This window comes from Aeromonas allosaccharophila (assembly GCF_000819685.1).
Taxonomy (GTDB): domain Bacteria; phylum Pseudomonadota; class Gammaproteobacteria; order Enterobacterales; family Aeromonadaceae; genus Aeromonas; species Aeromonas allosaccharophila.
Map to the genome: position 1 here is coordinate 34,228 of NZ_CDBR01000040.1, position 22,707 is coordinate 56,934.

Below are 22,707 nucleotides of genomic sequence, written 5' to 3' on the forward strand. Positions count from 1 at the left end.
CACGCAGTGCCGCGAGAGAATGCAATATTGAGCATCAGATGTTGCATATTCGTCTCCTTACCGGGTAAAAGTTGAACAGGTTGCAGAAGTCTAAAAAATATCCGAATTTAAAACAAGCCTCCTGCGACTCCTTTTTAAACGTTTTCCTGGCATTTTATGCTGCCTGACCAGGGGTAACCCCGGGCATCAGATCCCGGAGAGCAGCCTGTACTCCTCTAGCACATAGGTATCTGTCATGCCGCTGACGTAGTCGAGCAGCAGCCGCACCCGGTAATACCACTCCTGCTCATGCTGGCAGGCAAAGCGCGAGTCCGGGGTGGCGATCGCCAGCCGGTAGGCCTTGAGGTGGCGGGCCGAGAGGCGGTGATAGAGGCGACGGGCGAAGAAGAGATCCTGACTCCCCTCCCCGGCCAGCAGGCGGGCAAATTGCCGCGCCGGCAGCGCCAACAGGCAGGCATAACTGGTCAGCACCCCGCGCAGCGCCGCATACCCTTCCAGCTCGAGCGCTTCCACCTCGGGGCGCATAAAGACCAGCTCGCGGGCCACCTGCTTGAGGATATCGAGCACCCGCGCCGCCGGCGCCTGACCGTGCAGCAGTGCTTGCGGGTAGGAGCCCCGCAAAATGGCCTGATGTTCGCTGACATAGCTCTGCGCCGCCAGCGCCACCAGATCCCGGGTCAGTTGCTGGCGAAAATGGGGGAAAAAGCCCCGACCAGAGGCCAATGCCTCATCCAGCAACGTAGCCAGATAGTCGCTTCCATCAGCACGGCGCAATGCCACCAGCAGCTCTGACAGTGTCAGGATCCGCCGATCCACCGCATCTTCCAGATCGGCGATGCAGTAGGAGATGTCGTCCGCCGCCTCCATGATGTAGACCAGCGGATGGCGACAGCCGGGGGCCAGCCCCAGACTCTGGCCGAGGGCGCGGTAGAGCGGCTGCTCACTGAAGAAGATGCCGCGCTTGCTGCTCCAGCCATGATGTTGGCCGTAGTGGACTCCCGGCTGGGGCTGCTGCGGGTATTTGCACAGCGCCGCCAGTTGCCCGAGCGTCAGGTTGAGTTCGTGCAGGCTATGCACCAGCCGCAGGCTCTGGGCGTTGCCATCGAACAGCTGCAGATCCTGACGCAATTCAGCCCACTGGGCCGAGGGGGGCTGCGCCAGCGCCTGCTGATAGAGGGGATCGAGCATCTCGCCGAGCCACTGGCTCATCACCTGCTCGCCAAAGTGGCCAAACGGCGGGTTGCCCACATCATGGAGCAGGCAGGACATCTCCACCAGATTGATAAAGGCCCCTTCGCAGACCATGCCTGCAGGCAAGGCGGCCAGAATACGGCGGCTGATCTGGCGACCGGTCTCCTGCACCTCCAGCGAGTGGGTGAGGCGACTGCGCACCGAGGCCTTCACATCGAGCGGAAAGACCTGGGTCTTCTGCTGCAACCGGCGCACCGGCGCGGCCTGCACGATGCGGGCGCGATCCTGCTCGGTCGCCTCCAGCAGATCTTCGTCACCCCAGGAGTGGATGCGCGCGGGGGTAATCAAACGGCTATACATCTTGCAGCTCCTTGCCAGCAACGTCCCTCAGACTCATGACAACCACCCGCCTCAAGACAACAACCAGCGCCGCAGACGAGCGATATCGCCGGGATATTCGCGGCGCAGCGTCTCAATCCAGTCTTCCACGTTTTCCCACCAGGCGGGGTGATCCGGGCTCTGGATCAGCTGGGCCGTCTGCTGCAGTCGGCGCAGGCCGATGGAGCCTGCCGCCCCTTTTATCTTGTGCGCCTCCTCCACCACGCCGGCCTGATCCTTGGCAATCATGTTGGAGTCGAGCACCGCCATGTAGTCCGGCATCATCTTCTCGAACAGATCGACACTGGAGAGCAGCACCGGCTTGCCCACGGTATCGGCGTAATCGGTGAGGAAGGGCAAGTCCAGCAGCGCATCCTGATTGCCCGCATCCGCCTGCTCGTCCGCTTCATCCTCGGCCAGACCGGCAAACAGGTGGCCAATCACCTCCCGCACCGCTTTGGAGCCGAGCGGCTTGTTGATCACATCCTGCATGCCGTGATCCCGGTAGTACTGGCGATCGCCGGTGGAGTTGGCGGTGAGCGCCACCATGGGTGGCAGGCTGTCGCCATAACGCGCCAGCAGTTTTTCCGCCACATCGAAGCCGGTCATGTCCGGCAGCTGGATATCGAGCAAAATGAGGTCAAAGTCATCCGGGTTGGCCATCGCCAGCGCCTGGGTACCGTCCCGTGCCACCTGCACCTGATGACCCAGCTTGTTGAGCAACGCGCAAGCCACCGTCACGTTGAGCTCCACATCCTCCACCAGCAGGATATCGAGGGAAGGCATCTCCTCTTCCGGCTCGGCCAGCACCGGCTCGGCACAGGCCACTTCCAGTTCGGCGGTGAAGCAGGAGCCCTCGCCCGGATCGCTGTCCACATAGAGCTGGCCACCCATCGCCTGCACCAGCTGACGGGAGACAGCCAACCCAATGCCGGTACCGGTGGCGTGCTTCTTGCCCTGCACCTGATAGTACATGGCGAAGATCTTTTCCTGCTGGGCGCGCGGGATGCCGACTCCGGTATCCTCCACCTCGAAGTGCAGGGCCAGCTTGCCCGGTTCGTCGGCAGGATGGGCGAGGCAGCGCACGGTGACCCCCCCCTCATCGGTAAACTTGACCGCGTTGCCCACCAGATTCCACAACACCTGACGCAGGCGGGTGCCATCGGCCATCACGAATTGCGGCATGTCACCGTCGCGATCGAAGTGCAGATAGAGCCCCTTCTGCTCCGCCTGAATACGCGACAGGGTCTCCAGCTCGTCGAGGAAGGCGGGCAGGTCGATGCGGGTCGGCGCGATTTCGAGGCGACGCCGGTCGAGTTTGTCGAGATCGATGATGTCGTTGAAAATATTGCCCAGAGTCACCGCGCTCAGGTGGATGGTCTTGAGCTGCTGATGCTGCTTGGGATCGAGGGGGGTATCCATCAGCATCCGGCTCAAGCCCACGATGCCGTTGAGCGGGGTGCGCAGCTCGTGGCTGATGGTGGAGATAAAGGTGGTCTTGTCGCGACTCGCCTTCTCCAGCTTGTCCTGATACTGCTTGCGCTCGGTGATGTCGCGGCCAAAGCCGAGCAGACCGAGCCGCTTGCCGAAGCGATCGAAGAAGGGCACCTTGCGCAGCTCGAAATAGGCCTTGCGGCCATCGGGATACTCCAGCCACTGTTCGTAGGTGAGCGGCTCGTTGCTGGCGAAGACCTGCCGATCGGTCTCGACAATCTTGTTGGCGATCTCCTGCTTGTAGACATCGAACGGGGTCAGGCCGATCAGCTCCGCCTCCACCTTGCCGGTCAGCTCCTCCATGGCGCGGTTGCAGCCGGAGAACTGCTCATCCTCGTTGCGGTAGTAGACCAGATCGGGAGAACAGTCGATAAAGGATCGCAACAGGGCGGTGCGCTCCCCCAGATGGAGCTGGGCTTTTTCGCGCTGGAACACCTCGTTCTCCAGATCCTCGATGGCCTGCAGACGCAGGCTCTCGGCCCGGTTGGTCTCGGCAATCTGGGCATTGAGGCGACTGATGTTCTCCTGCAACTGGGTATTGAGCTCCAGATCCCGCTCGCGCATATCCTGCAGCTTGCGCACCATGCGCGTCAGCCGCTGGCGGGAGTCCTCCAGCTGATCCACCACGATGGAGAGAAAATAGACGGCCCAGGGGGTCACCAGCAGGCCGAAGAAGACCGAGCGAACGAAGTCGATCACATCGATATTGCCGCGCAGGAACAGGGTAACCCCCATCTGGATGGCGACTGCCAGCACTATGATGCCCGCCGCCAGAAACATGCTGAATCGCACCAGTCCCAGCTTGGTCATCAGATCGACGTAATATTGCGCCCAGGATTTAATCTGTTTCATCTTGTTGTTTTCCCCCGATATTCGCGGTACAGAATACCAGCACAACAGGGGGAACTCTTCTTTATCTCATCCCGTTGCGTCACGATTCTGTGAGCTGGCTGACGAATGTCGGCAACTTGAACCTCATCTTTTCATCCCGAACGATCGGATCAGGAGAACACTTCGATGCGTCACATCTCTCTGCTGGGCCTTGGCCTGCTTGTCGCCAACAGCGCCCATGCCGATTTGGGAAGCATACCCAAAGAGTCCGGCTGGTCCGGTTTTCTGCTGGGCGGCATCAATGTCGTCAACTACGAATCCAACTTCTACAGCGGCGATGATGACCACAACACCCTCTCCGGTCTGGGCAGCCCGCAGAGCAGTTCGGCCGTCACGCCGCTGATCAATGCCGACATCCGCTACACCTTTGCCGATACCCGCACCCAAATTTTTCTCGGCAACCTGATCCAGGATGCCATTCGCTTCGACTTCACCCAGCAACTGGGGCTGCGGCAGGAGCTGGGGGACAAGGGGATTGTCGGCGGCTCGCTGGTGTTCAGCGCCATGCCAACCGAGCAGTGGAGCGATCCGTTTGCCGTGGGGGTGGCCCGCAGCTCGACCGACATCAACTCGACCGGCGTGCGGGCAAGCTGGGACAATATCTGGGGCAGCAATTTCAATGGCAGCCTGACCACCCGCAACATCGACGTGGATGAAGAGCGCAGCGGCCAGCAATACGACGCCATCCACCATACCAACTACGCCTCAGCCCTCGATCGCAACGGCAAGATCCACGCCCTCGAACTCTCCTATCAGTGGCGCTTGAGCGGCGGCCACGTGATTGAGCCCGCGCTGATCTATCGCGATGCGGATCTCGACGGGCGCGCCCAGCGCTACAAGCAGAGCGGCATACAGCTGACCTATGCCAAGCGGGGCGCCCAGTGGTCATTTGTCAGCAACCTCTACCTCGGCCAGAGCAACTATGACGAGGCCAACCCCCTCTTCGGCCAGTACGCCGATGCCGACGAGTTTGCGGCGAACGCCATCTTCTTCTGGCACAACCTGTTTGGCGTTAGCGCCCTCTCGGCGACCGCCAGCGCGGCGTATGGCAAATCCAGCTCAGATATCAGCTTCTACGATTCACAAGCCACCCGCTTCAGCACCGGCCTGCTCTACAACTTCTGACCCCCGATACAGCGCAAAAACACAAGGCCACTCGAAAGTGGCCTTGATGTCGTCTGGCTTGCGCCTCAAATCCCGAGGGAGTCGAGCAGATCGTCGTGATCGTTGGCGACCGGGGCTGCTGCCTGAACCGGCTTGGCAGCATCCAGCTTGGTCTGGGCGATCAGCGCATCGGGATCCAGCTCCTCATGCTCCATCCCCTCATTGTGAATGCGGATGAACTCGGTTTTATCCATCGCCAGCTCCAGATAGAAGATGTTGTTGCGGGCGGTGAAGAAGGTGACGCGGCGGGACTCCGGGCTGTCGAGATTGGTATCGACGCTCAGCATCACCTGTTTGTTGAGGGCCAGCATCTTCGGCTGGTTCTGGGTGATGTGGGTCTGCAGATCCCGGCCCACCTTGACGGTAAAGCTGCCGACGATCTGGTTCATCAGCTCGCCCATCACGTTGCTCACCTCGTCAGAGGTGTGGGAGATGGCGAGATCCTCCTTGGAGAGCCCCATGCTGAGCATGTAGCTCTCGTACAGCTCCATGGCGGCGGCGGCGGAGAAGTTGATCACCACCAGACCGGAAAAACCGCCATCGAACAGCACGAAACAGCCGATATCGGGCTTGAGGCAGGTCTTGCTGATCCGCTGCACCATGCCGGAAAAACGCACCTGACTCATGGTCGCGGCACTCAAAACGTCCGTCACCGAGTTGCACAGGCTGAGCAGCACATCCTCTGTGGTCAATACGGCATCGTCATCGGATCTTGTCACTATCATGGGACCTTCCTGAACATCGAAAATGGGCTTATCTATACCATAACTCTAACAGATGGCGCGGCCCGGAGACTGAAATAGCGACACGCCTCTCAGTTGACTCCGTTATCAGCAGCCACAGGGGTGAAACCGCTCAGCTTGGCGAGCCGGGCACGCCATGTATCGGCCTGCTGCGCCAAAACTTGTGGCTCGTAAGGCACGGCCGGATGAGCTCCCCAGATGGGGCCGGGCCAGGCACGATCTGTCGCAAAGCGGGCGACATGGTGAAGGTGGAGTTGCGGCACCAGATTGCCGAGCGCCCCTATGTTGATCTTGTCCGGGCTGAGGGCCTGTTCCATCAGGGCGGCAACGGCGCAGGACTCCTGCATCAGCTGTTGCTGCTGCTCCGGCGCCAGATGGTGAATTTCCCGCAAATCGGCCACTCGCGGTACCAGGATCAGCCAGGGATACTGGCTGTCTTTGGCCAGCAAGACACGGCAGAGGGGCAGATCCCCGAGCCACCGGGTATCTGCCTGCAGGCGTGAATGCAATTCAAACATGAAAACCTCGTTGAGTACGATGAACAGAGCGCCTGAAAAAGGAGTGTCCACGTTACTGCAACGGGCGGAAAACTTAAAGCTGCGGCACGGCCCAACCGATAAAGCGCTTGCGCAGGGCCGGATCGGCCTGCAGGAACAACTGCTGTAACTGCCCTTCCAGCTCGCTGGCAGCCACAACGGGTTGTGCCCCGCTGGCGAGCGTAGCCGTTGGCTGCGCAGCAACGGCGACGGCCGTCAGCGCAGCCTTGCCACCGCTGCGGTTGTATTCAGCCAGTTTGCCGTTCCAGTCCACCCCAAGCAGCATGCCACTGGTCACCAGCGCATCCTGCTGGATGGCAAGTGCCCGGCCATTTTCCTGCAGCGCTACCACTGGTGCCTTGGCATACGCCTGCATCCCCCGCTCGTCTCCCGGTACGCTGGCCATCAGCTGCAAATGTTGATTGCTGCCCTGATAGCGCACCACCTGCGGCTCGGAGCGCACCTGCCGGTCATTCTCGCTGCTGCTGCGACTGGGGATCACCCCCTCGAAGCGCACCAGCAGTTGCTGCTCGCCATCCGCCAGGGTGGCATGCTGCTCATCCTGCAGGGTGCCGTTGCTCACCGCGAGGATGCGAAAATTCTCCGGCACCTTCACTTCCACCACAGCCTGCGCACTGCCCGCCGCCAACGCTGCACAGAGCAGCACAAACCCGGTCAACCTTCTATTGCTCTTCATTCCCGCTGATCTTCCTGATGCCGATGATGGGCGCAGGGTAGCAGCCGAAGATGACAGAAAAATAACGCGGCTCAGAGCAGGTAGCGGGGTCGCTCGGCAAACCACTGGGCCAGCACCTGCTTGAACAGCCGGATCTTGCGCGGCACCCGCCGCTGCTGGGCATGCAGTACATGGAGCTGATGCAGCCCGCTCTGCCATTCGTCGAGCACGGTCACCAGCTCTCCTGCCGTCAGCAGCGATTCCACCAGCATCAGCGGGCACTTGGCATAGCCCATACCGGCGCGCGCCAATTGCAGCACGGTGCTGTAGTGGTTGGCTCGCACCTTGCCCTGCACCAGAATGTGGGCCTCTTCCCCCTCACGGATAAAGTGCCACTGCTCCCAAGCCGGATTGTGCCCCTGCAACAGGCAGCTGCGCCCGCTCAGCTCATAGGGAGTGGCTGGACGCCCCTCTCTCGCTACAAGCGCGGGGCTGGCCACCACTACATCCTTAAGTCGGCCAAGAGGAAGTGCGACCAGATTGTCCGGCACCTCGTTCATGGCGCGCAGGGCGATGTCGTTCTCCCCCTGACTCATGTCGACCATCTGGTTGGTGAAGTTGAGCTCCACCTCCACCCCCGGGCAGAGCGCGGCAAAGCTGGTCAGCAGCTCGCTCACCATGCGATCGCCGGTGCTGACCGGGCAGGTAAAACGCAGGCGGCCACCATCCTCTTCAGTCAGCGCCTGAATATCCTGCTCCGCTTGCCGCGCCAGCGCGAAGATCTCCCCCGCCTGCTGGTAGAGGGTCTTGCCCGCCTCGGTCAGGCTGAGGCGGCGGGTGGTGCGCTGCAACAGTTGCGCATTGAGGGAGGACTCCAGCGCGCTGACGTGGCGGCTCAGCATCCCCTTGCTGACCCCCAGCGTATCGGCCGCAGCCGAGAAACTGCCGCGCAGCACCACCTCATAAAAGCTGGCCAGATGGGCGATATCCATCATTAGCTCCAATATGGAAACAATGGGTTTATTTTACGCGCTTTTTCGCATTTTATGTTGCGCTAGAATCGATACATCCCAACCAGGAGTGATGCAGATGAAAATTGTGATTGTGGGTGCCTCCGGCACCGTCGGCTCCGCGGTCAGTGAACTGCTTGCCAAAGATCATCAGGTGATCCGGGTCGGCCACAGCCGTGGCGATGCCACGGTCGACATGCGCGATCCCGCCTCCATCAAGGCGCTGTTTGCCCAAGTGGGCCAGTTTGATGCACTGGTTGTCGCCAGCGGCAGCGTGGCCTTCAACGGCCTGACCGAGATGACCGACGAGCAGTGGCAGGTGGGACTGGAGAGCAAGCTGATGGGCCAGATCAACCTGACCCGAGCCGCCATTCCCTATCTAACTGACAAGGGTTCCATCACTTTGATCAGCGGTATTCTAAGCGAGGAGCCGATCAACTGGGGCGTGAGCGCCAGCACCGTCAACGGCGCCATCGATCACTTTGTGAAAGCGGCCGCCTGCGAGCTACCCAGAGGCCTTCGCATCAACGTGGTAAGCCCGACCGTGCTGGCGGAGTCGATGGACAAATACGCCGACTTCTTCCCGGGGTTCGTGCCGGTGCCAGCCGCCAAGGTGGCGCAGGCTTACAAGAAGTCGGTGTTGGGCATTCAGACAGGTCAGGTGTTCAGGGTCAACGGCTGATCGCCGCTCGCTTGCCGCCAGACCAGCAATAAAAACGGGCCCCGTAGCGGGGCCCGTCTGTTTCTCTGCCTATCTCCTTCGCTATCAGCAAACGTTTGTTTGTTGACGACAAAAAAAGAGAGCAACCCTTAGTCGATCAGACCGTACTGATCGCGCAGCACCTCGATGATCTCCTGCTTGGGATTGGCAGAACGCGCCAGCTTGTGGCCGATGATCTTCTCGGCGATTCCGACATAGGTGTTGGAGATATCCATCATCACTTCGGTCGGCAGCTTGTTGTCGCGGGCCAGGGCAAAACGTTCCGGCATGCGGTTCTTGTTGAGCAGGATGTCCGGATCCGGGAAGTGGTTGAGCAGCCACTGACGGAAACCCTCTTTGGACTTCTCGACAATCTGACCGTCGCGCAGGGCCGCGCCATCCCAGATACGGGAGCTGTCGGGGGTGCCCACTTCATCCATGTAGATCAGCTTCTCGTTGCCGGCGGCATCGTGGACGTAGCCAAACTCGAACTTGGTATCGACGAAGATCTGATCCAGCCCGGCCAGCGCGTCGCTGATGACGTTGAAGCCCTCTTTGAGCAGCACTTCGTAGCGGTCGATGTCGGCCGGTTTGCTGAAGTTGAAGCCTTTATAGTGGCGCTCGATATCGGCACGGGAGACGTTGACGTCATCGGCTTCCGGCACGCCATCCAGCCCTTTCAGCACGCCCTTGGTGGAGGGAGTGATGAGGATCTCCGGCAGTTTCTGATCCTTTTTCAGCCCTTCCGGCAGGGTGATGCCGCAGAACTCGCGCTCGCCATCCTTGTAGGCACGCCACATGGAGCCGGTGATGTACTGGCGGGCAATCGCCTCGATCATCACCGGACGGGCTTTTTGCACGATCCAGACGAAGGGGTGCGGAATATCCAGAATGTGGCTGTCAGCCAGTCCCTTCTCCTTGAACAGCTTGAACCAGTGGCTGGAGATGGCGTTGAGCGCCGCCCCTTTGCCCGGTACGCCGTTCAGGCCATCCACACCTTGCCAGATGCAATCGAAAGCCGAGATGCGATCGCTGATCACCATGAGGGCGAGGGGCGCATCGGCCGGCACATCATAGCCTTTCTCTTTTATGAGCCGGGCACTGTCTTCGGGGGTCAACCAGTAGACGCTGCGCACTTTGCCGGAATGGACAGGTTTATCGGTACGGATCGGCAAATCGTCATTCACCGCCAATACTTGATCTGCAAGACTCATGGCTAATAACACTTCCTGTTTGTGGGGGGTAAACATCGCGAGTTACTCACCTGCGCGCTCTGTTTGCAACGGGCTGGCAAGGGGGCTCGCATCATCGAAAACCGCTCGGAATCCCCGCGTTTTCAGGGGGATTTTGATAACAAAACAGGGGCACAAGGCCCCTGTATTTATTCTGCTTTTGCTGCAGCCTGATCGGCCAGCCCCTTGGCGAACGCCTCGGACAGGCTGATATACATCTGGGAGATAACCCCGGACGATACCGGCTTCTTGTCCTTATCGAACAGGGTGATGGAGGTCTTGCCTCCCGCCATTTCGCCAAGCTGGAAGCGGTATTTCTCCTCCTCCAGTTTGAACGGCTCGCTCCCTTTCGCCTTCCAGAACTCGGCACCCGGCTCTTCGTACTCGACGTCGATCCAGCCCAGAGACTGTTGGGTATCCTTGATGGTGAAACCGTAAGCAGGCAGTACCTGGTTGAGGCGACGCCACACCTGATCAAAGGAGCCTTCGGCAATCCAGGCGCTCAGCTCGTTGTTGTCCAGACCCAGTTGCAGACCCATGCCATCGTTGGACTTGTGCTGCTCGCGGGCTTTCAGCTGGCTGTCGTAATAGAGCGAGAACTGGTTCAGCACTCGCGCAGCATAGCGCTGGGCATCGGCAGGGGTCAGCTTGTTGCTGGTCTCGCCATCGATGGTCTCTTCGTGATCCAGCACCCGAACCGACATGTTGACGGCGTGGCGCTGGGCATCGTTGCGCACGGTGAACTGGTAACGCTGACGGATTTTGAAGTCTTCGTCATCTTCACCCCAGCCATCGAGGGCGACAGTGTTGTCAAACCAACCGGTCTGCAATACGCCATCCTGCTGATCCAGCTTCTCGGTGGTGACCTTGTATTTGGCCAGGAAGTTCATCAGGAACGACCAGGTATCGCGCTCCACGCTCTGGCTGGTGCTCAGGGCATAGAAGGCAACGGTCGGTTCGGTTGCGCTCTGCACCACCTGGCTGCCCGGTACCACGGTCAGCAGTTGAGCGGGTGGGCGCACATCAACTTGGGCGCCGAGGGCACCTTCACGGCTGCTCTCGGGAAGCGGCGGAATATCGTACTGGCTGTTGAAGGTGGGGGCACTCAATCCTGCGGGGATCAAGAACGCGCGGCCCTCGAGGCGGGCATCTTCATAACCGAAGTCGCGGTTGGCCATTTTGCGATCCTGGGGGGTGCTGCAACCGGCCAAGACGGCCACAGTCGCAACGCTCAGCACCAAACGGGCTCTATTTCCCTTTCCATTAGATTTAAACACTCGCCATCAACTCCGCTGTGGTCAGTGCTCGCGCCATCAGCTGCTCGCCCTCGGGGGTGAGGTCAACCAGCGGCAGGCGCAAGGTGGCTGTTGCAATCAACCCCAGTTGGGCACAGGCCCATTTCACCGGGGTGGGGCTCGGTTCACAGAACAGAGTCTTGTGCAACGGCATCAAGAGATTGTTGATGTCATGCGCCTGCCCGGCATCACCGGCCAGCGCAGCACGACACATGTCGGCCATCTGGGCCGCTGCAATATTGGTGGTGACCGAAATCACGCCATCGCCACCTTGCAGCATAAAATCACAACCAGTGGCATCATCGCCACTGTAGAGAGCAAACTCCGGCCCGCACAGCTCGCGCAGCAGCGGGGTGCGGCTCAAATCGCCGGTTGCCTCTTTCAAACCGATAATGCCGGGAACCTTGGCCAGACGGGCCACGGTCTCCGGTTTGAGATCGCAACAGGTTCGACCGGGCACATTATAAAGAATTTGGGGCAGACCACTAGCCTCGGCGATCGCACAATAGTGACGATAGAGACCTTCCTGAGTGGGTTTGTTGTAATAAGGGGTCACCGAGAGGCCCGCCACCACGCCGGTTTTGGCCAGTCGTCTGGTCAATTCAATGGCATGGGCGGTATTGTTGGAGCCGCAACCGGCGATGACGGGAATGCGTCCGGCGGCATACTCAACGGTCTTTTCAACGACGGCGATATGCTCCTGCTCGCTCAGGGTCACCGATTCCCCCGTGGTACCCACCGCAACAATGGCGCTGGTCCCGGCGCTGACATGATAGTCGACCAGTTTGGCCAGACTGGCCCAATCGACTTCACCTGAAGCCAGCATGGGGGTAACGAGCGCAACAATACTACCGCGTAACATGGACTTTTCTCCCGATTTTCAGGGGCGTAATGGTAAAGCTGCCCCCTTTGAAAAACAAGGGAGAGAGGGGGCAAGCCGTGATACCATCCGGCACAAAAAGCAATGGATGAAAGTCGGCAGCGCCCCTCAGGGAGTGGTCATCAGGGCCGGAGGGTTGGCTTGCCAGCGCGGCTTTCGCAACGAAATAACGGACGAGAGAAGATTTATGACTCACTACCTGGTCGTAACGGCCATCGGCACGGACAGGCCTGGCATCGTCAATGAAGTGACCCGCCACGTCAGTGGCTGTGGTTGCAACATTGTGGACAGCCGCCTTGGCATCTTCGGCAATGAATTTACCTTTATCATGCTGCTCTCGGGCGACTGGAACAGCTTGATGCAACTCGAAATCAGCCTGCCCCTGCGTAGTCAGGAGTGGGATCTCATCACCATGATGAAACGCACCGAACGCCACCAGTCCCTGCAATATGACGTCCGCGCCAGTGCCGACCTGTTGATCCGCGACGAGCCCGGCATCGTAAGCCAGTGCACCCAGTTCTTCAGCGAACATGGCTGGAACATCCAGGCGATGCAATCCATGACCCTGGAGCAGCAGCCGTTCAACCTGCTGAAGATCAGTTTTCAGCTCAATCTGGCCAGAAAGGGTGAAGTGGAAGGTTCGCAAACCGCCTTCGCCGAATTCTGTCGTCAACTGGGTGCCGAATCGTTCGAGTTTATCGTCAATCGCAAACACGCCTGAGGGCGTTTTACCCGAGGAGACCCCATGCAACCACTACAAGCTGGCAGCCCCGCCCCCGATTTCTCCCTGCCCGACCAGAATGGCAATCAGGTCAGCCTCGCTGGCCTGCGCGGCAAAAAAGTGCTGGTCTACTTCTATCCCAAGGCGATGACCCCGGGCTGCACCACCCAGGCCTGCAGCCTGCGCGACGTGAACGCCGAGCTGACCGCCCGCAATGTGGTGGTGCTTGGCATCAGCCCGGATCCGGCCAAACGGCTGAAAAAGTTCGAAGAGCGGGACCAGCTCAACTTCACCCTGCTGGCCGATGAAGACCACGCCGTCGCCGATGCCTTTGGCGTCTGGGGCCCGAAGAAGTTCATGGGCAAGGAGTATGACGGCATTCACCGCCAGAGCTTCCTGATCGACGAAGAGGGCAAAATTGCCCACCACTTCGACAAGTTCAAGACCAGCGATCACCATCAGGTGGTGCTGGATTTCCTCAAGGGGTAACCTTCCCCTGCGTGATTGACAGGCCTGCCACGCAGGCCTTTTTTGTCTGGCCAGCCGCCCCTCGCCTGCAGATTTTTCTCACCAACTCCCCCGCCCAGATCAAAAAATTCATTTTATATATGGGTTAACGTGACCCCAGAATCATCTTCCAGCGAGATACCCCATGAACATGAGCAACACTGAGCGTTTGATCCTGAGCAACCAGTACGAAATTCTGGCGAAACTCAACCCGGAGAAGGCGGACATCTACCAGCGCGCCAGCACCATCATCGAGCGCGGCTACTGCCTGCAGATCCTCGAGCTGGAGAAGAGCTTCGGCCATCTGGATCTGGCGACCTGCCAGGAGGTGATCGACACCCTGGAACTGCACCACGCACTGGCCATCTCATGGGGCAATCTGGATGCAACCGATCAGAGCGAGATCAACGCCAGCCGGCTGGAGTTCAACGGCTACAGCCGCAGCCAGGAGCGGGAGCTGGCTGACTACGTCTGCTTCCTGCTGGAGGTGGACAAGCGCTTCCCCGAGCTCAAGTGCCCGTGCGACGAGCTCTCCAGCGACATCGCCATGCGCGACAAATACCAGCGGATGCTGACTGTATGGCGTCAGTGCCCGCGTCAGTACAAGCTCTCCATCCAGGAGATCCGCAAGGTACTGGCGGCCTGATCCGCACACCGACCGCAACAAAAAAGGCGCCACTGGCGCCTTTTTGCATCTGAAGCGGATTATTCGTAGAGAAAAGATTTATCGAGCTGCTGGAAGGCGGCCTTGAGGGTATCAGCCAGCTCTTCATAGCGGGGCTGTGACACCAGCTGACGGCGGCCACCCTGCTCGTTCATCTTGCCGTTGATCTCCCGATACCAGCTCGCCAGCGAAGGGGGCAAACGGGTGTCGGCACGCTGACCGAGCCAGTAGTAACCCTGCAGCGGCAAACTGAGCAGAAACAGCACGGAAGTGATGACGGAGGGCCAGTAGTGCAGCTCGCCAAACTGGAACTGCAGCATCACGCTCAGCACCGCCAGCGCGGGGATTACCTTGAGGGCGAACTCTGTCGCCTTGATCACCCGATTTTCAGGAAACATCGAATTGAGCTCGGGACGGCGCGGCCAAAGCGTCATATAATGGCGCCCTTGCTGTAACTTAGTTCCAAAAATGTTCATGCTCATACTACCTCCGAGCGCTTTTTGAACGTACTAACGGCAAAACCTCGACAAAATTTGATGCAAAGTAACAAAGGTTGAGGATGACTTTGTTATTTTTCAACAATCGGGTTATCCTTTGTACGCCCATTTTTGCGTCAAAAGCGTCTTGCTATTGACCTGTCAGGGACGTCTGGATTTCGGGTCTTGTATCACTATACAAGGGGCAAGCAACAGATTGCCAACCCTCATAAGGATAAGTTGAAAGTTTTTGGCCGCACCGCGTCCAACGCATCCGCCTACACAACCCAATCTGCGATAGGATTTATTCATGAGTAAGCTGGTTCTTGTTCTTAACTGTGGCAGCTCTTCCCTGAAGTTTGCTGTCATTGACGCAACCACCGGTGATGACCTGCTGTCCGGCCTGGCCGAGTGCTTCAACCTCGACGACGCCCGCATCAAGTGGAAACTGCATGGCGAGAAAGGCAGTGCCGATCTGGGCGCAGGTGCCGCTCACCAGGAAGCACTGGACTTCATCGTCAACAAGATCCTGCCGCTCAATCCGGAACTGGCCAAGAACCTGATCGCCATCGGTCACCGTGTTGTTCACGGTGGCGAGCGCTTCACCTCTTCCGTTGTCATCTGCGAAGACGTGATTGCCGGTATCGAAGCAGCTGTGCCTTACGCTCCGCTGCACAACCCGGCTCACCTGATCGGTATTCGTGAAGCGCGCCGCGTATTCCCTGCGCTGGCTGACAAGAACGTGGCCGTATTCGACACCGCGTTCCACCAGTCCATGCCGGAAGAAGCCTTCCTGTACGCCCTGCCGTACAAGCTCTACAAAGAGAACGGCATCCGTCGCTACGGCGCCCACGGCACCAGCCACTACTACATCAGCCTGGAAGCTGCCAAGCAGCTGAACAAGCCGGTTGAAGAGCTGAACATCATCAACTGCCACCTGGGCAACGGCGGTTCCGTCTGCGCCATCAAGAACGGCAAGTCTGTCGATACTTCCATGGGTCTGACCCCGCTGGAAGGCCTGGTCATGGGTACCCGCTCCGGCGATCTGGACCCGGCCATCATCTTCTTCCTGCACGACAAGCTGGGCATGAGCGTTGCCGATATCAACACCATGCTGACCAAAGAGTCCGGCCTGCTGGGTCTGACCGAAGTGACCTCCGACTGCCGTTTCGTTGAAGACAACTACGACAGCAAAGAAGAAGCCAAGCGTGCCATGGACGTTTACTGCTACCGCCTGGCCAAGTACATCGGTGCCTACGCCGCCGCCATGGATGGTCGTCTGGACGCCGTCGTCTTCACCGGTGGTATCGGTGAAAACTCCGCACCTATCCGTGAAATCACCCTGAACAAGCTGGGTCTGCTGGGCTTTGACGTCGATCACGACGCCAACCTGAAGGCTCGTTTTGGCAAGGGCGGCGAGATCACCAAGGCCGGTTCTACCAAGGCCCTGGTTATCCCGACCAATGAAGAGTGGGTGATTGCCCACGACGCGCTGGAACTGGTCGGCGCTTAATTGACGCAGTAACCTCGAGGCCGCCCACCAGGGCGGCCTTTTCCTGATCCCAAAAAATGAACAAGGGGTATAAAGTGGCACGCACTATTATGCTTATCCCGGTCGGCACTGGTGTCGGCGTAACTTCCGTGAGTCTTGGCGTTGTTCGCGCTATGGAACGTCACGGGGTCAATGTCAGCTTCTTCAAACCGGTTGCCCAGCCGCGTCCGGGTGAAACCGGTACCGAGCGCTCTACCGCCGTTATCCGCGCAGCTGCCAACATCAATCCGCCCGAGCCGTTCGCCCTCTCCTACGCCGAGAACATGATCAGCGCCAGCAACACCGACATCCTGCTGGAAGAGATCGTGGCCCGCTTCGAAGAGCACGTGAAAACCAGCGGTGCCGAAGTGCTGGTTGTCGAAGGTATGGTGCCGACCGACAAGCAGCCCTTTGCCAACAAGCTGAACTACGACGTTGCCAAGGCACTGGACGCTGACATGGTATTCGTGACCCATCCGGGCCATGACTCCAGCCAGAAGCTGAAAGAGCGCATCGAGCTGGCCTGCTCCAACTTCGGTGGTGTCAACAACCCCCGTATCGTAGGTTGCGTGATCAACAAGGTGGGTGCACCGGTTGACGAGCACGGCGTAACCCGCCCTGATCTGACCGAGATGTTCGAGGCGCATCACCATGCGTCTGACGCCGCCCACAACCTGGAAGTGCTGCAAGTGTTCGGCAAGAGCCCGCTGCGCATCCTGGGCTGCATCCCGTGGAACACCCAGCTGATCGCCCCGCGCGCCAAAGATCTCGCCAAGCATCTGGCGGCCAAGATCCTGAACAAGGGCGAGCTGGACAGCCGTCGCCTGCAGACCGTGACCTTCTGTGCCCGCTCTATCCACAACATGATCGAGCACTTCCGTCCGGGCAGCCTGCTGGTGACCTCTGGTGACCGTTCCGACGTTATCGTCTCCGCCTGCCTAGCCGCCATGAACGGCGTCAAGCTGGGCGCGCTGCTGCTGACCGGTAACTACCATCCTGAACCGCAAGTGATGGCCCTGTGCCAACAGGCGATGGCTACCGGCCTGCCGATCATGATCACCGGCACCAACACCTGGCAGACCGCCGTCAGCCTGCAGAACTTCAACGTCGATATCCCGGAAGATGACCGCGAGCGGATCGAACTGGTGCAGGACTATGTGGCTGGCCACATCGACAAGCACTGGATCGAGTCGCTGACTGTCAGCTCTACCCGTTCCCGTCGTCTGAGCCCGCCGGCGTTCCGTTATCAGCTGACCGAGCTGGCCCGCCATGCCAACAAGCGTGTTGTGCTGCCGGAAGGCGACGAGCCGCGCACCATCAAGGCTGCCGCCATCTGTGCCGAGCGTGGCATCGCCCGCCCGGTGCTGCTGGGCAACCCGGAAGAGATCCGTCGTGTCGCCGAGCAGCAGGGTGTGGTACTGACCGATCGCGTCGAGATCATCGATCCGGTTGTGGTACGCGAGCGCTATGTGCCGCGTCTGGTCGAGCTGCGCAAGAACAAGGGCATGACCGAAGTGGTTGCCCGCGAACAGCTGGAAGACAACGTGGTACTGGGTACCATGATGCTGGAGCGCAATGAAGTTGACGGCCTGGTATCCGGCGCGGTGCACACCACTGCCAATACCATCCGTCCGCCGATGCAGATCATCAAGACTGCCCCGGGCTCTTCCCTGATCTCCTCCATCTTCTTCATGCTGCTGCCTGACCAGGTACTGGTCTACGGTGACTGCGCGATCAACCCGGATCCGACTGCCGAGCAGCTGGCCGAGATCGCCATCCAGTCCGCCGACTCTGCCGCCGCGTTCGGCATCGAGCCGCGTGTAGCCATGATCTCCTACTCTACCGGCACCTCTGGCGCCGGTGCCGATGTAGAGAAAGTGCGTGAAGCGACCGAGCTAGCCAAGGCCAAGCGCCCCGACCTCATCATCGACGGTCCGCTGCAGTACGACGCGGCCATCATGGAGAACGTGGCCAAGTCCAAGGCACCGAACTCACCGGTTGCCGGTAAAGCCACCGTGTTCGTGTTCCCTGACCTGAACACCGGTAACACCACTTACAAGGCGGTACAGCGTTCTGCTGATCTGGTCTCCATCGGCCCGATGCTGCAAGGCATGCGCAAGCCGGTCAACGACCTGTCCCGTGGCGCTCTGGTTGACGACATCGTCTACACCATCGCTCTGACCGGTATCCAGGCAGCTCAGGCTGACGAACAAGCTTAATCAGCTCTAGCCTGAAAAAACCGATCACAAAGGCTGCTCACCCCAGGTGAGCAGCCTTTTTTATTGGTTCTCTTTTGAAGACCAGTGAAAGATGCCATCCGCACCGTGTTGCGCAGAATAATATCATCCGGCACCTCAACAACGGTTTGAGCAGAGCGTCTCGGGGACGTGTGCTCGTCAAATCAAAGATGCATCTGAAATACATTCCAGATCATAAGGTTGGCTATACGGCGGCATTCATGGCGGAGCGCTTATAGCAAATCCGCCACCATCGGCATGAGAATTTGACCTGTCAGAAGTTGCAGTGAAAAAGACCCGTTCGATACGCTATTTCTCAAAGTGCCCACTCGGCACAATCCAACATCATGGAGGAATGGAAATGCTGATGAAGAAACTCTCTGCAGTCATGCTGCTGGCCTGCTTGCCCCTGTTCAGCCAACCCGTGCTGGCAGCGGAGAAAACTGCGCCCAAGCAGACCACCACAACCACAGCCGCCGCCAAGGAGGACGGCAAACTGAATATCAATACCGCCACCCTTGCCGAACTCACCAACCTGAAAGGGATTGGCGACAAGAAGGCACAAGCCATCGTCGACTATCGGGAAAAACAGGGAAAGTTCACCTCGGTCGATCAGCTGGCGGATGTCAATGGCATTGGCCCGGCTACACTGGAAGCCAACAGGGATATGATAATAGTCAAATAATGTCGAATGGATCAGTTACAAATGGGGCAGCCGGTGGATGCCCCATTTTTCTTGGAGTATGATTGCCGCACTTTAATCCCGCTGGATAGTTTTCTATGAAAAAGACTCCTCTTGTTGTTCGCAAGGCCGTGCTCCCGGTAGCCGGTCTGGGTACCCGCATGTTGCCAGCCACCAAGGCCATCCCGAAAGAGATGCTACCGGTGGTCGACAAACCGCTGATCCAGTATGTGGTGCGCGAAGCCATCGCCGCTGGGATCAAGGAGATCATTCTGGTCACCCACTCAAGCAAGAACTCCATCGAAAACCACTTCGACAAGAGCTTCGAGCTAGAAGCGACCCTCGAGAAGCGGGTCAAGCGCCAGCTGCTGGAAGAGGTGCAACAGATCTGCCCGAAAGACGTCACCATCATGCACGTCCGCCAGGGCGAGGCCAAAGGGCTGGGTCATGCGGTCCTCTGCGCCCGTCCCCTGATCGGTGACAACCCCTTCGCCGTGCTGCTGCCGGATGTACTGATCGACGAGGTTGCCAGCAACCTTAAGCAGGACAACCTGGCCGAGATGGTGCACATGTTCGAAGAGAACCAGATCAGCCAGATCATGGTGGAAGCGGTGCCCGAGAGCGAAGTGGACAAGTACGGCATCGCCGATATCAAGGGTGAAGCGCTGAGCGAGGGGATGTCCCTGCCGATGCAGGCTATTGTCGAGAAGCCGCCCCGTGACGAAGCCCCCTCCAATCTGGCGGTGGTGGGTCGTTACGTCCTCTCCTCCAATATCTGGCCGCTGCTGGAGAAGACCCCGGCCGGTGCCGGTGACGAGATCCAGCTGACCGACGCCATCGCCATGCTGATGGAGCAGGAACAGGTCAACGCCTACTTCATGAAAGGCAAGAGCCACGATTGCGGCAGCAAGCTTGGCTACATGAAAGCCAATGTGGAATATGCCGTGCGCCATCAGGAGCTGAACGGTGAATTCATCGGCTGGCTGAAGCAGTTCGTCAAGCAGTTGTAATCGCTGATAAATCTGTTTTTTATAGAAGTATTCAAGGAGCATCAAATGATGCTCCTTTTTCATTTGCGCAACAAAAAATCAATCAATAGTAAATAAACTCTCAGCAAATCATAATGTTGTAATTTATTCACGCATGCTCTATAAGGATTGAGGCGTGTTTCTCGCCCTTGCAGAAAAAACTCAAAAAAATATAAGACACAGGTGGAAGTTCCAATGAATAACCCGTCAAAAGGGACCTTTTTAGGTCACCCTAAAGGGCTTTTTTTGCTCTTTAGTACCGAACTGTGGGAGAGATTCTCCTATTACGGCATGCGTGCCGTGCTGGTGCTCTATCTGACCGACCTGACTGCCAACGGCGGTCTGGGCTGGAGTCAGGCAGATGCCCTCAAACTCTACGGTATCTATACCGGTCTGGTTTATATTACTCCGCTGATCGGCGGCTGGCTGGCTGACAGCTTCCTGGGTCAACGTCGCGCCATCCTGATCGGTGCCGTGCTGATGGCCGCAGGTCAGTTCACCCTGGCACTGCCCCACGCCATGTTCCCGGATATGGTCAACACCATGTTCTACGCCGGCCTCGCGCTGCTGATCGTGGGTAACGGCCTGTTCAAACCGAACATCTCCACCATGGTGGGTGACCTCTATGAAGAGGGCGATCACCGCCGTGATGGTGCCTTCACCATCTTCTATATGGGCATCAACCTGGGTTCCCTGCTGGCAGGTGTGATCTGTGGTGCTGCCGCCACCGCCTACGGCTGGCAAGCTGCCTTCGTCGGCGCCGGTATCGGCATGCTGCTCTCTCTGGTGATCCAGGCCACCATGGCCCAGCGTTTCCTGGGTAACATCGGTCGTGTCACTGCCGCCCAGCGTGCTGCAGCCCTGCGTACTACCGAGCAGAAAGCACCGCTGACCAAGCAGGAAGTGGATCGCATCAAGGTCATCCTGGTGCTGGGTCTGTTCACCATCATCTTCTGGGCCGGTTTCGAGCAGGCAGGTGGTCTGATGAACCTCTACACCCAGGAGTATACCGACCGCATGATCGGCAGCTTCGAAGTGCCGACTGCCTGGTTCCAGTCCCTGAACCCCTTCTTCATTATCACTCTGGCCCCGATCGTGGCAGCCATCTGGATCAAGCTCGGCAAGAAAGAGCCGAACTCTCCGGTCAAGTTCGCCATGGGTCTGCTGTTCCTGGCTGTCGGCTTCCTGTTCATGATCGGTGCCGTGCTGCAGCAAGGTGGTGACCAGACCGTCAAGACCTCCATGTTCTGGCTGGTTGGCGCTTACCTGTTCCACACCCTGGGCGAGCTCTGCCTCTCCCCGATCGGCCTCTCCATGGTGACCAAACTGGCTCCGCTGCGTCTGGCCTCCCTGATGATGGGTGCCTGGTTCGGCTTCGTTGCCCTGGCCAACTATGCAGCCGGCTTTATCGGCTCCTTCGTGGGTGAAGCGGGCCCGATCGCCATCTTCGGTGGCATCGCCCTGGCTGCGTTACTGAGCGCCCTGATCCTGCTGACCATGGCCAACCGCCTGGTTTACTGGATGCACGGTGCCGAAGGCCCGGCCAAAGAGCCGCAAGCTCAAGAGAAGAAACTGCACTCCGCCGCCGTCTAAACGGTCAGGATTGTAAAAAACAGACAGGGCGCCCAGCGGGCGCCCTGTTTGCTTTGGCCTGCTGTCAGGCGGCATCAGTGATGGCGTACCTGCACATCCAGCGATCCGCCGCTGTCGCTACGAAACTGCAGGGCAAACGGTTCATGCCAACTGCGCTTGTGCAGGGCGTAATGGCTGCTGCGCATCAGACCAAGGGGCAAGCCACCGGAGCGCATCAACCAGTGGGGAGAGGTGAGCCCGGCGTTGGCAAACACCAGCCCATCGTGCTGATCAAACAGCAGCGCCGCCATGGCAAAAGAGTGACGTAACCCGGACGCCATCAGCTGATGGTTGAGGTAGTCGAGCAACCGGTGCGGCTGGCTTAGCAAACGGCTCTCGTTTTGCTGAAACTGGCGGTAGGGGACGTTCATCAAGGAACGCACCAAGGCCCCGCAAAATGCCGCATCCGTTCCCATGATCGGCAGCTCCATCACCAGCACCAGCAGTTTGTCCTCAACTTTAAAGGTATCGGGAATGAACAGATGGCCCAACCCCTTGAACGTAACCTGCCAGGGGCCCCACTCCTGCAAGCCCGGCGGTTTAAGCCCCGCCAGCAGTCGGCTGGCCGCCTTGTCGTGGGCACTGAAGTAGTCGATATGATCCATCAGCTCCAGCTGCTGCGCCCGATTGGCGCTGCCGTTGAGGCACTGTTCGATGCTGCGCTCGACCAGTGCATAATCCTCCAGCGGCTTGAGCAGGTAATCCCGCGCACCGGCGCGCAAGGCGCTGGCGACCGCCTCCATGGTGCTCTGGGCCGAAATGACGATAACCGGAATATGGGGATAGCGTGCAGAGAGGCAGGCGATCACCTCGAGACCATCCATATTGGGCATATTGAGATCGCACAGCACCACGTCGGGATGATAGAGGGCCGCCGCCGATATCCCCTCAATCCCATCCTCCGCCTGAAACACCGCTGCCCCGTCCCGTGCGAGGTAACTCACTAACGAGTGGCGAAAAACAGCTTCGTCCTCCACCACCAGGATCCGTAGCCCGGCTTTTGGCATCTTGATAAAAACCTTATTAGTCAATTGGTTAT

21 protein-coding genes are annotated in these 22,707 nt (G+C 59.0%); 10 read left to right on the forward strand and 11 right to left on the reverse strand.

The features are described 5' to 3' along the window. Positions 1-186 precede the first annotated feature (186 nt). Together dgt and arcB are read right to left on the reverse strand one after the other, a co-directional pair. Positions 187-1,551 carry a dGTPase gene (dgt, locus tag BN1115_RS08395; RefSeq protein ID WP_042656803.1) on the reverse strand — a complete coding sequence of 455 codons (1,365 nt, stop codon included), beginning with the start codon at positions 1,549-1,551 and terminating at the stop codon, positions 187-189. Positions 1,552-1,602: 51 nt separating this feature from the next. Then, positions 1,603-3,915, reverse strand: a complete 2,313-nt coding sequence (gene arcB / locus BN1115_RS08400) for an aerobic respiration two-component sensor histidine kinase ArcB (RefSeq protein WP_042656804.1) — start codon at positions 3,913-3,915, stop codon at positions 1,603-1,605. Between the two features lie 165 nt (positions 3,916-4,080). Between arcB and BN1115_RS08405 the strand changes: the two genes are divergently transcribed. Continuing rightward, a complete protein-coding gene (locus BN1115_RS08405; RefSeq protein WP_042656805.1) occupies positions 4,081-5,079 on the forward strand; it encodes a DUF2860 family protein in 999 nt (332 codons plus the stop codon). A gap of 65 nt (positions 5,080-5,144) precedes the next feature. Here the strand turns inward: BN1115_RS08405 and BN1115_RS08410 are convergent, their stop codons facing one another. The 4 genes from BN1115_RS08410 to BN1115_RS08425 all read right to left on the reverse strand — a co-directional run bounded on the left by BN1115_RS08410 (position 5,145) and on the right by BN1115_RS08425 (position 8,065). Further along, a complete protein-coding gene (locus BN1115_RS08410; protein WP_042656806.1) occupies positions 5,145-5,843 on the reverse strand; it encodes a DUF3334 family protein in 699 nt (232 codons plus the stop codon). 89 nt (positions 5,844-5,932) lie between these two features. Continuing rightward, entirely contained in the window at positions 5,933-6,379 is a 447-nt protein-coding gene (locus BN1115_RS08415) for an HIT domain-containing protein (RefSeq protein WP_042656807.1), read from the reverse strand. Positions 6,380-6,452: 73 nt separating this feature from the next. Beyond that, the gene (locus tag BN1115_RS08420) at positions 6,453-7,094 is read right to left on the reverse strand and encodes a DUF2057 domain-containing protein (protein WP_042656808.1); all 642 of its coding nucleotides are present in this window, start codon (positions 7,092-7,094) and stop codon (positions 6,453-6,455) included. A gap of 71 nt (positions 7,095-7,165) precedes the next feature. Then, positions 7,166-8,065 carry a LysR family transcriptional regulator gene (locus tag BN1115_RS08425; protein ID WP_042656809.1) on the reverse strand — a complete coding sequence of 300 codons (900 nt, stop codon included), beginning with the start codon at positions 8,063-8,065 and terminating at the stop codon, positions 7,166-7,168. 97 nt (positions 8,066-8,162) lie between these two features. Between BN1115_RS08425 and BN1115_RS08430 the strand changes: the two genes are divergently transcribed. Continuing rightward, entirely contained in the window at positions 8,163-8,765 is a 603-nt protein-coding gene (locus BN1115_RS08430) for a short chain dehydrogenase (protein ID WP_021231956.1), read from the forward strand. 128 nt (positions 8,766-8,893) lie between these two features. On the opposite strand, the gene BN1115_RS08435 is transcribed toward BN1115_RS08430, so the two are convergent. The 3 genes from BN1115_RS08435 to dapA form a co-directional block, all read right to left on the reverse strand. Continuing rightward, positions 8,894-9,997, reverse strand: a complete 1,104-nt coding sequence (locus BN1115_RS08435; protein WP_040065098.1) for a phosphoribosylaminoimidazolesuccinocarboxamide synthase — start codon at positions 9,995-9,997, stop codon at positions 8,894-8,896. A 167-nt stretch (positions 9,998-10,164) separates the two neighbouring features. Beyond that, positions 10,165-11,292 (reverse strand): outer membrane protein assembly factor BamC, encoded by a 1,128-nt coding sequence (gene bamC, locus BN1115_RS08440; protein ID WP_005349235.1) that lies wholly within the window; start codon positions 11,290-11,292, stop codon positions 10,165-10,167. Further along, positions 11,285-12,172, reverse strand: coding sequence for a 4-hydroxy-tetrahydrodipicolinate synthase (gene dapA / locus BN1115_RS08445; protein WP_042656810.1), 888 nt, complete (start codon positions 12,170-12,172; stop codon positions 11,285-11,287). The genes bamC and dapA overlap by 8 nt, the downstream gene beginning before the upstream one ends. A 205-nt stretch (positions 12,173-12,377) precedes the next feature. Between dapA and BN1115_RS08450 the strand changes: the two genes are divergently transcribed. The 3 genes from BN1115_RS08450 (at position 12,378) to BN1115_RS08460 (ending at position 14,064) form a co-directional block, all read left to right on the forward strand. Next, on the forward strand, positions 12,378-12,911 hold the full coding sequence (locus tag BN1115_RS08450) for a glycine cleavage system transcriptional repressor (protein WP_042656811.1): 534 nt from the start codon (positions 12,378-12,380) through the stop codon (positions 12,909-12,911). A 24-nt stretch (positions 12,912-12,935) separates the two neighbouring features. After that, positions 12,936-13,400 (forward strand): thioredoxin-dependent thiol peroxidase, encoded by a 465-nt coding sequence (gene bcp / locus BN1115_RS08455; RefSeq protein WP_042656812.1) that lies wholly within the window; start codon positions 12,936-12,938, stop codon positions 13,398-13,400. 163 nt (positions 13,401-13,563) lie between these two features. Then, a complete protein-coding gene (locus BN1115_RS08460; protein ID WP_042656813.1) occupies positions 13,564-14,064 on the forward strand; it encodes a YfbU family protein in 501 nt (166 codons plus the stop codon). Positions 14,065-14,123: 59 nt separating this feature from the next. Here the strand turns inward: BN1115_RS08460 and yfbV are convergent, their stop codons facing one another. Continuing rightward, on the reverse strand, positions 14,124-14,564 hold the full coding sequence (gene yfbV, locus BN1115_RS08465) for a terminus macrodomain insulation protein YfbV (RefSeq protein ID WP_005339116.1): 441 nt from the start codon (positions 14,562-14,564) through the stop codon (positions 14,124-14,126). Between the two features lie 304 nt (positions 14,565-14,868). Here yfbV and BN1115_RS08470 point away from each other — a divergent pair, with 304 nt between their 5' ends. The 5 genes from BN1115_RS08470 to BN1115_RS08490 all read left to right on the forward strand — a co-directional run bounded on the left by BN1115_RS08470 (position 14,869) and on the right by BN1115_RS08490 (position 21,629). Then, positions 14,869-16,071, forward strand: a complete 1,203-nt coding sequence (locus BN1115_RS08470) for an acetate kinase (protein WP_042059883.1) — start codon at positions 14,869-14,871, stop codon at positions 16,069-16,071. Positions 16,072-16,127: 56 nt separating this feature from the next. Next, on the forward strand, positions 16,128-18,308 hold the full coding sequence (gene pta / locus BN1115_RS08475; RefSeq protein WP_042059882.1) for a phosphate acetyltransferase: 2,181 nt from the start codon (positions 16,128-16,130) through the stop codon (positions 18,306-18,308). Between the two features lie 379 nt (positions 18,309-18,687). Beyond that, a complete protein-coding gene (locus BN1115_RS08480; RefSeq protein WP_042656814.1) occupies positions 18,688-19,011 on the forward strand; it encodes a ComEA family DNA-binding protein in 324 nt (107 codons plus the stop codon). Between the two features lie 95 nt (positions 19,012-19,106). Next, a complete protein-coding gene (galU, locus tag BN1115_RS08485) occupies positions 19,107-20,018 on the forward strand; it encodes a UTP--glucose-1-phosphate uridylyltransferase GalU (protein WP_042656815.1) in 912 nt (303 codons plus the stop codon). A gap of 213 nt (positions 20,019-20,231) precedes the next feature. Then, a complete protein-coding gene (locus BN1115_RS08490; protein ID WP_042059875.1) occupies positions 20,232-21,629 on the forward strand; it encodes a peptide MFS transporter in 1,398 nt (465 codons plus the stop codon). A gap of 74 nt (positions 21,630-21,703) precedes the next feature. Here BN1115_RS08490 and BN1115_RS08495 read toward each other — a convergent pair whose 3' ends face one another. Beyond that, a complete protein-coding gene (locus tag BN1115_RS08495; RefSeq protein ID WP_042059874.1) occupies positions 21,704-22,675 on the reverse strand; it encodes a response regulator in 972 nt (323 codons plus the stop codon). Between the last annotated feature and the right edge of the window lie 32 nt (positions 22,676-22,707).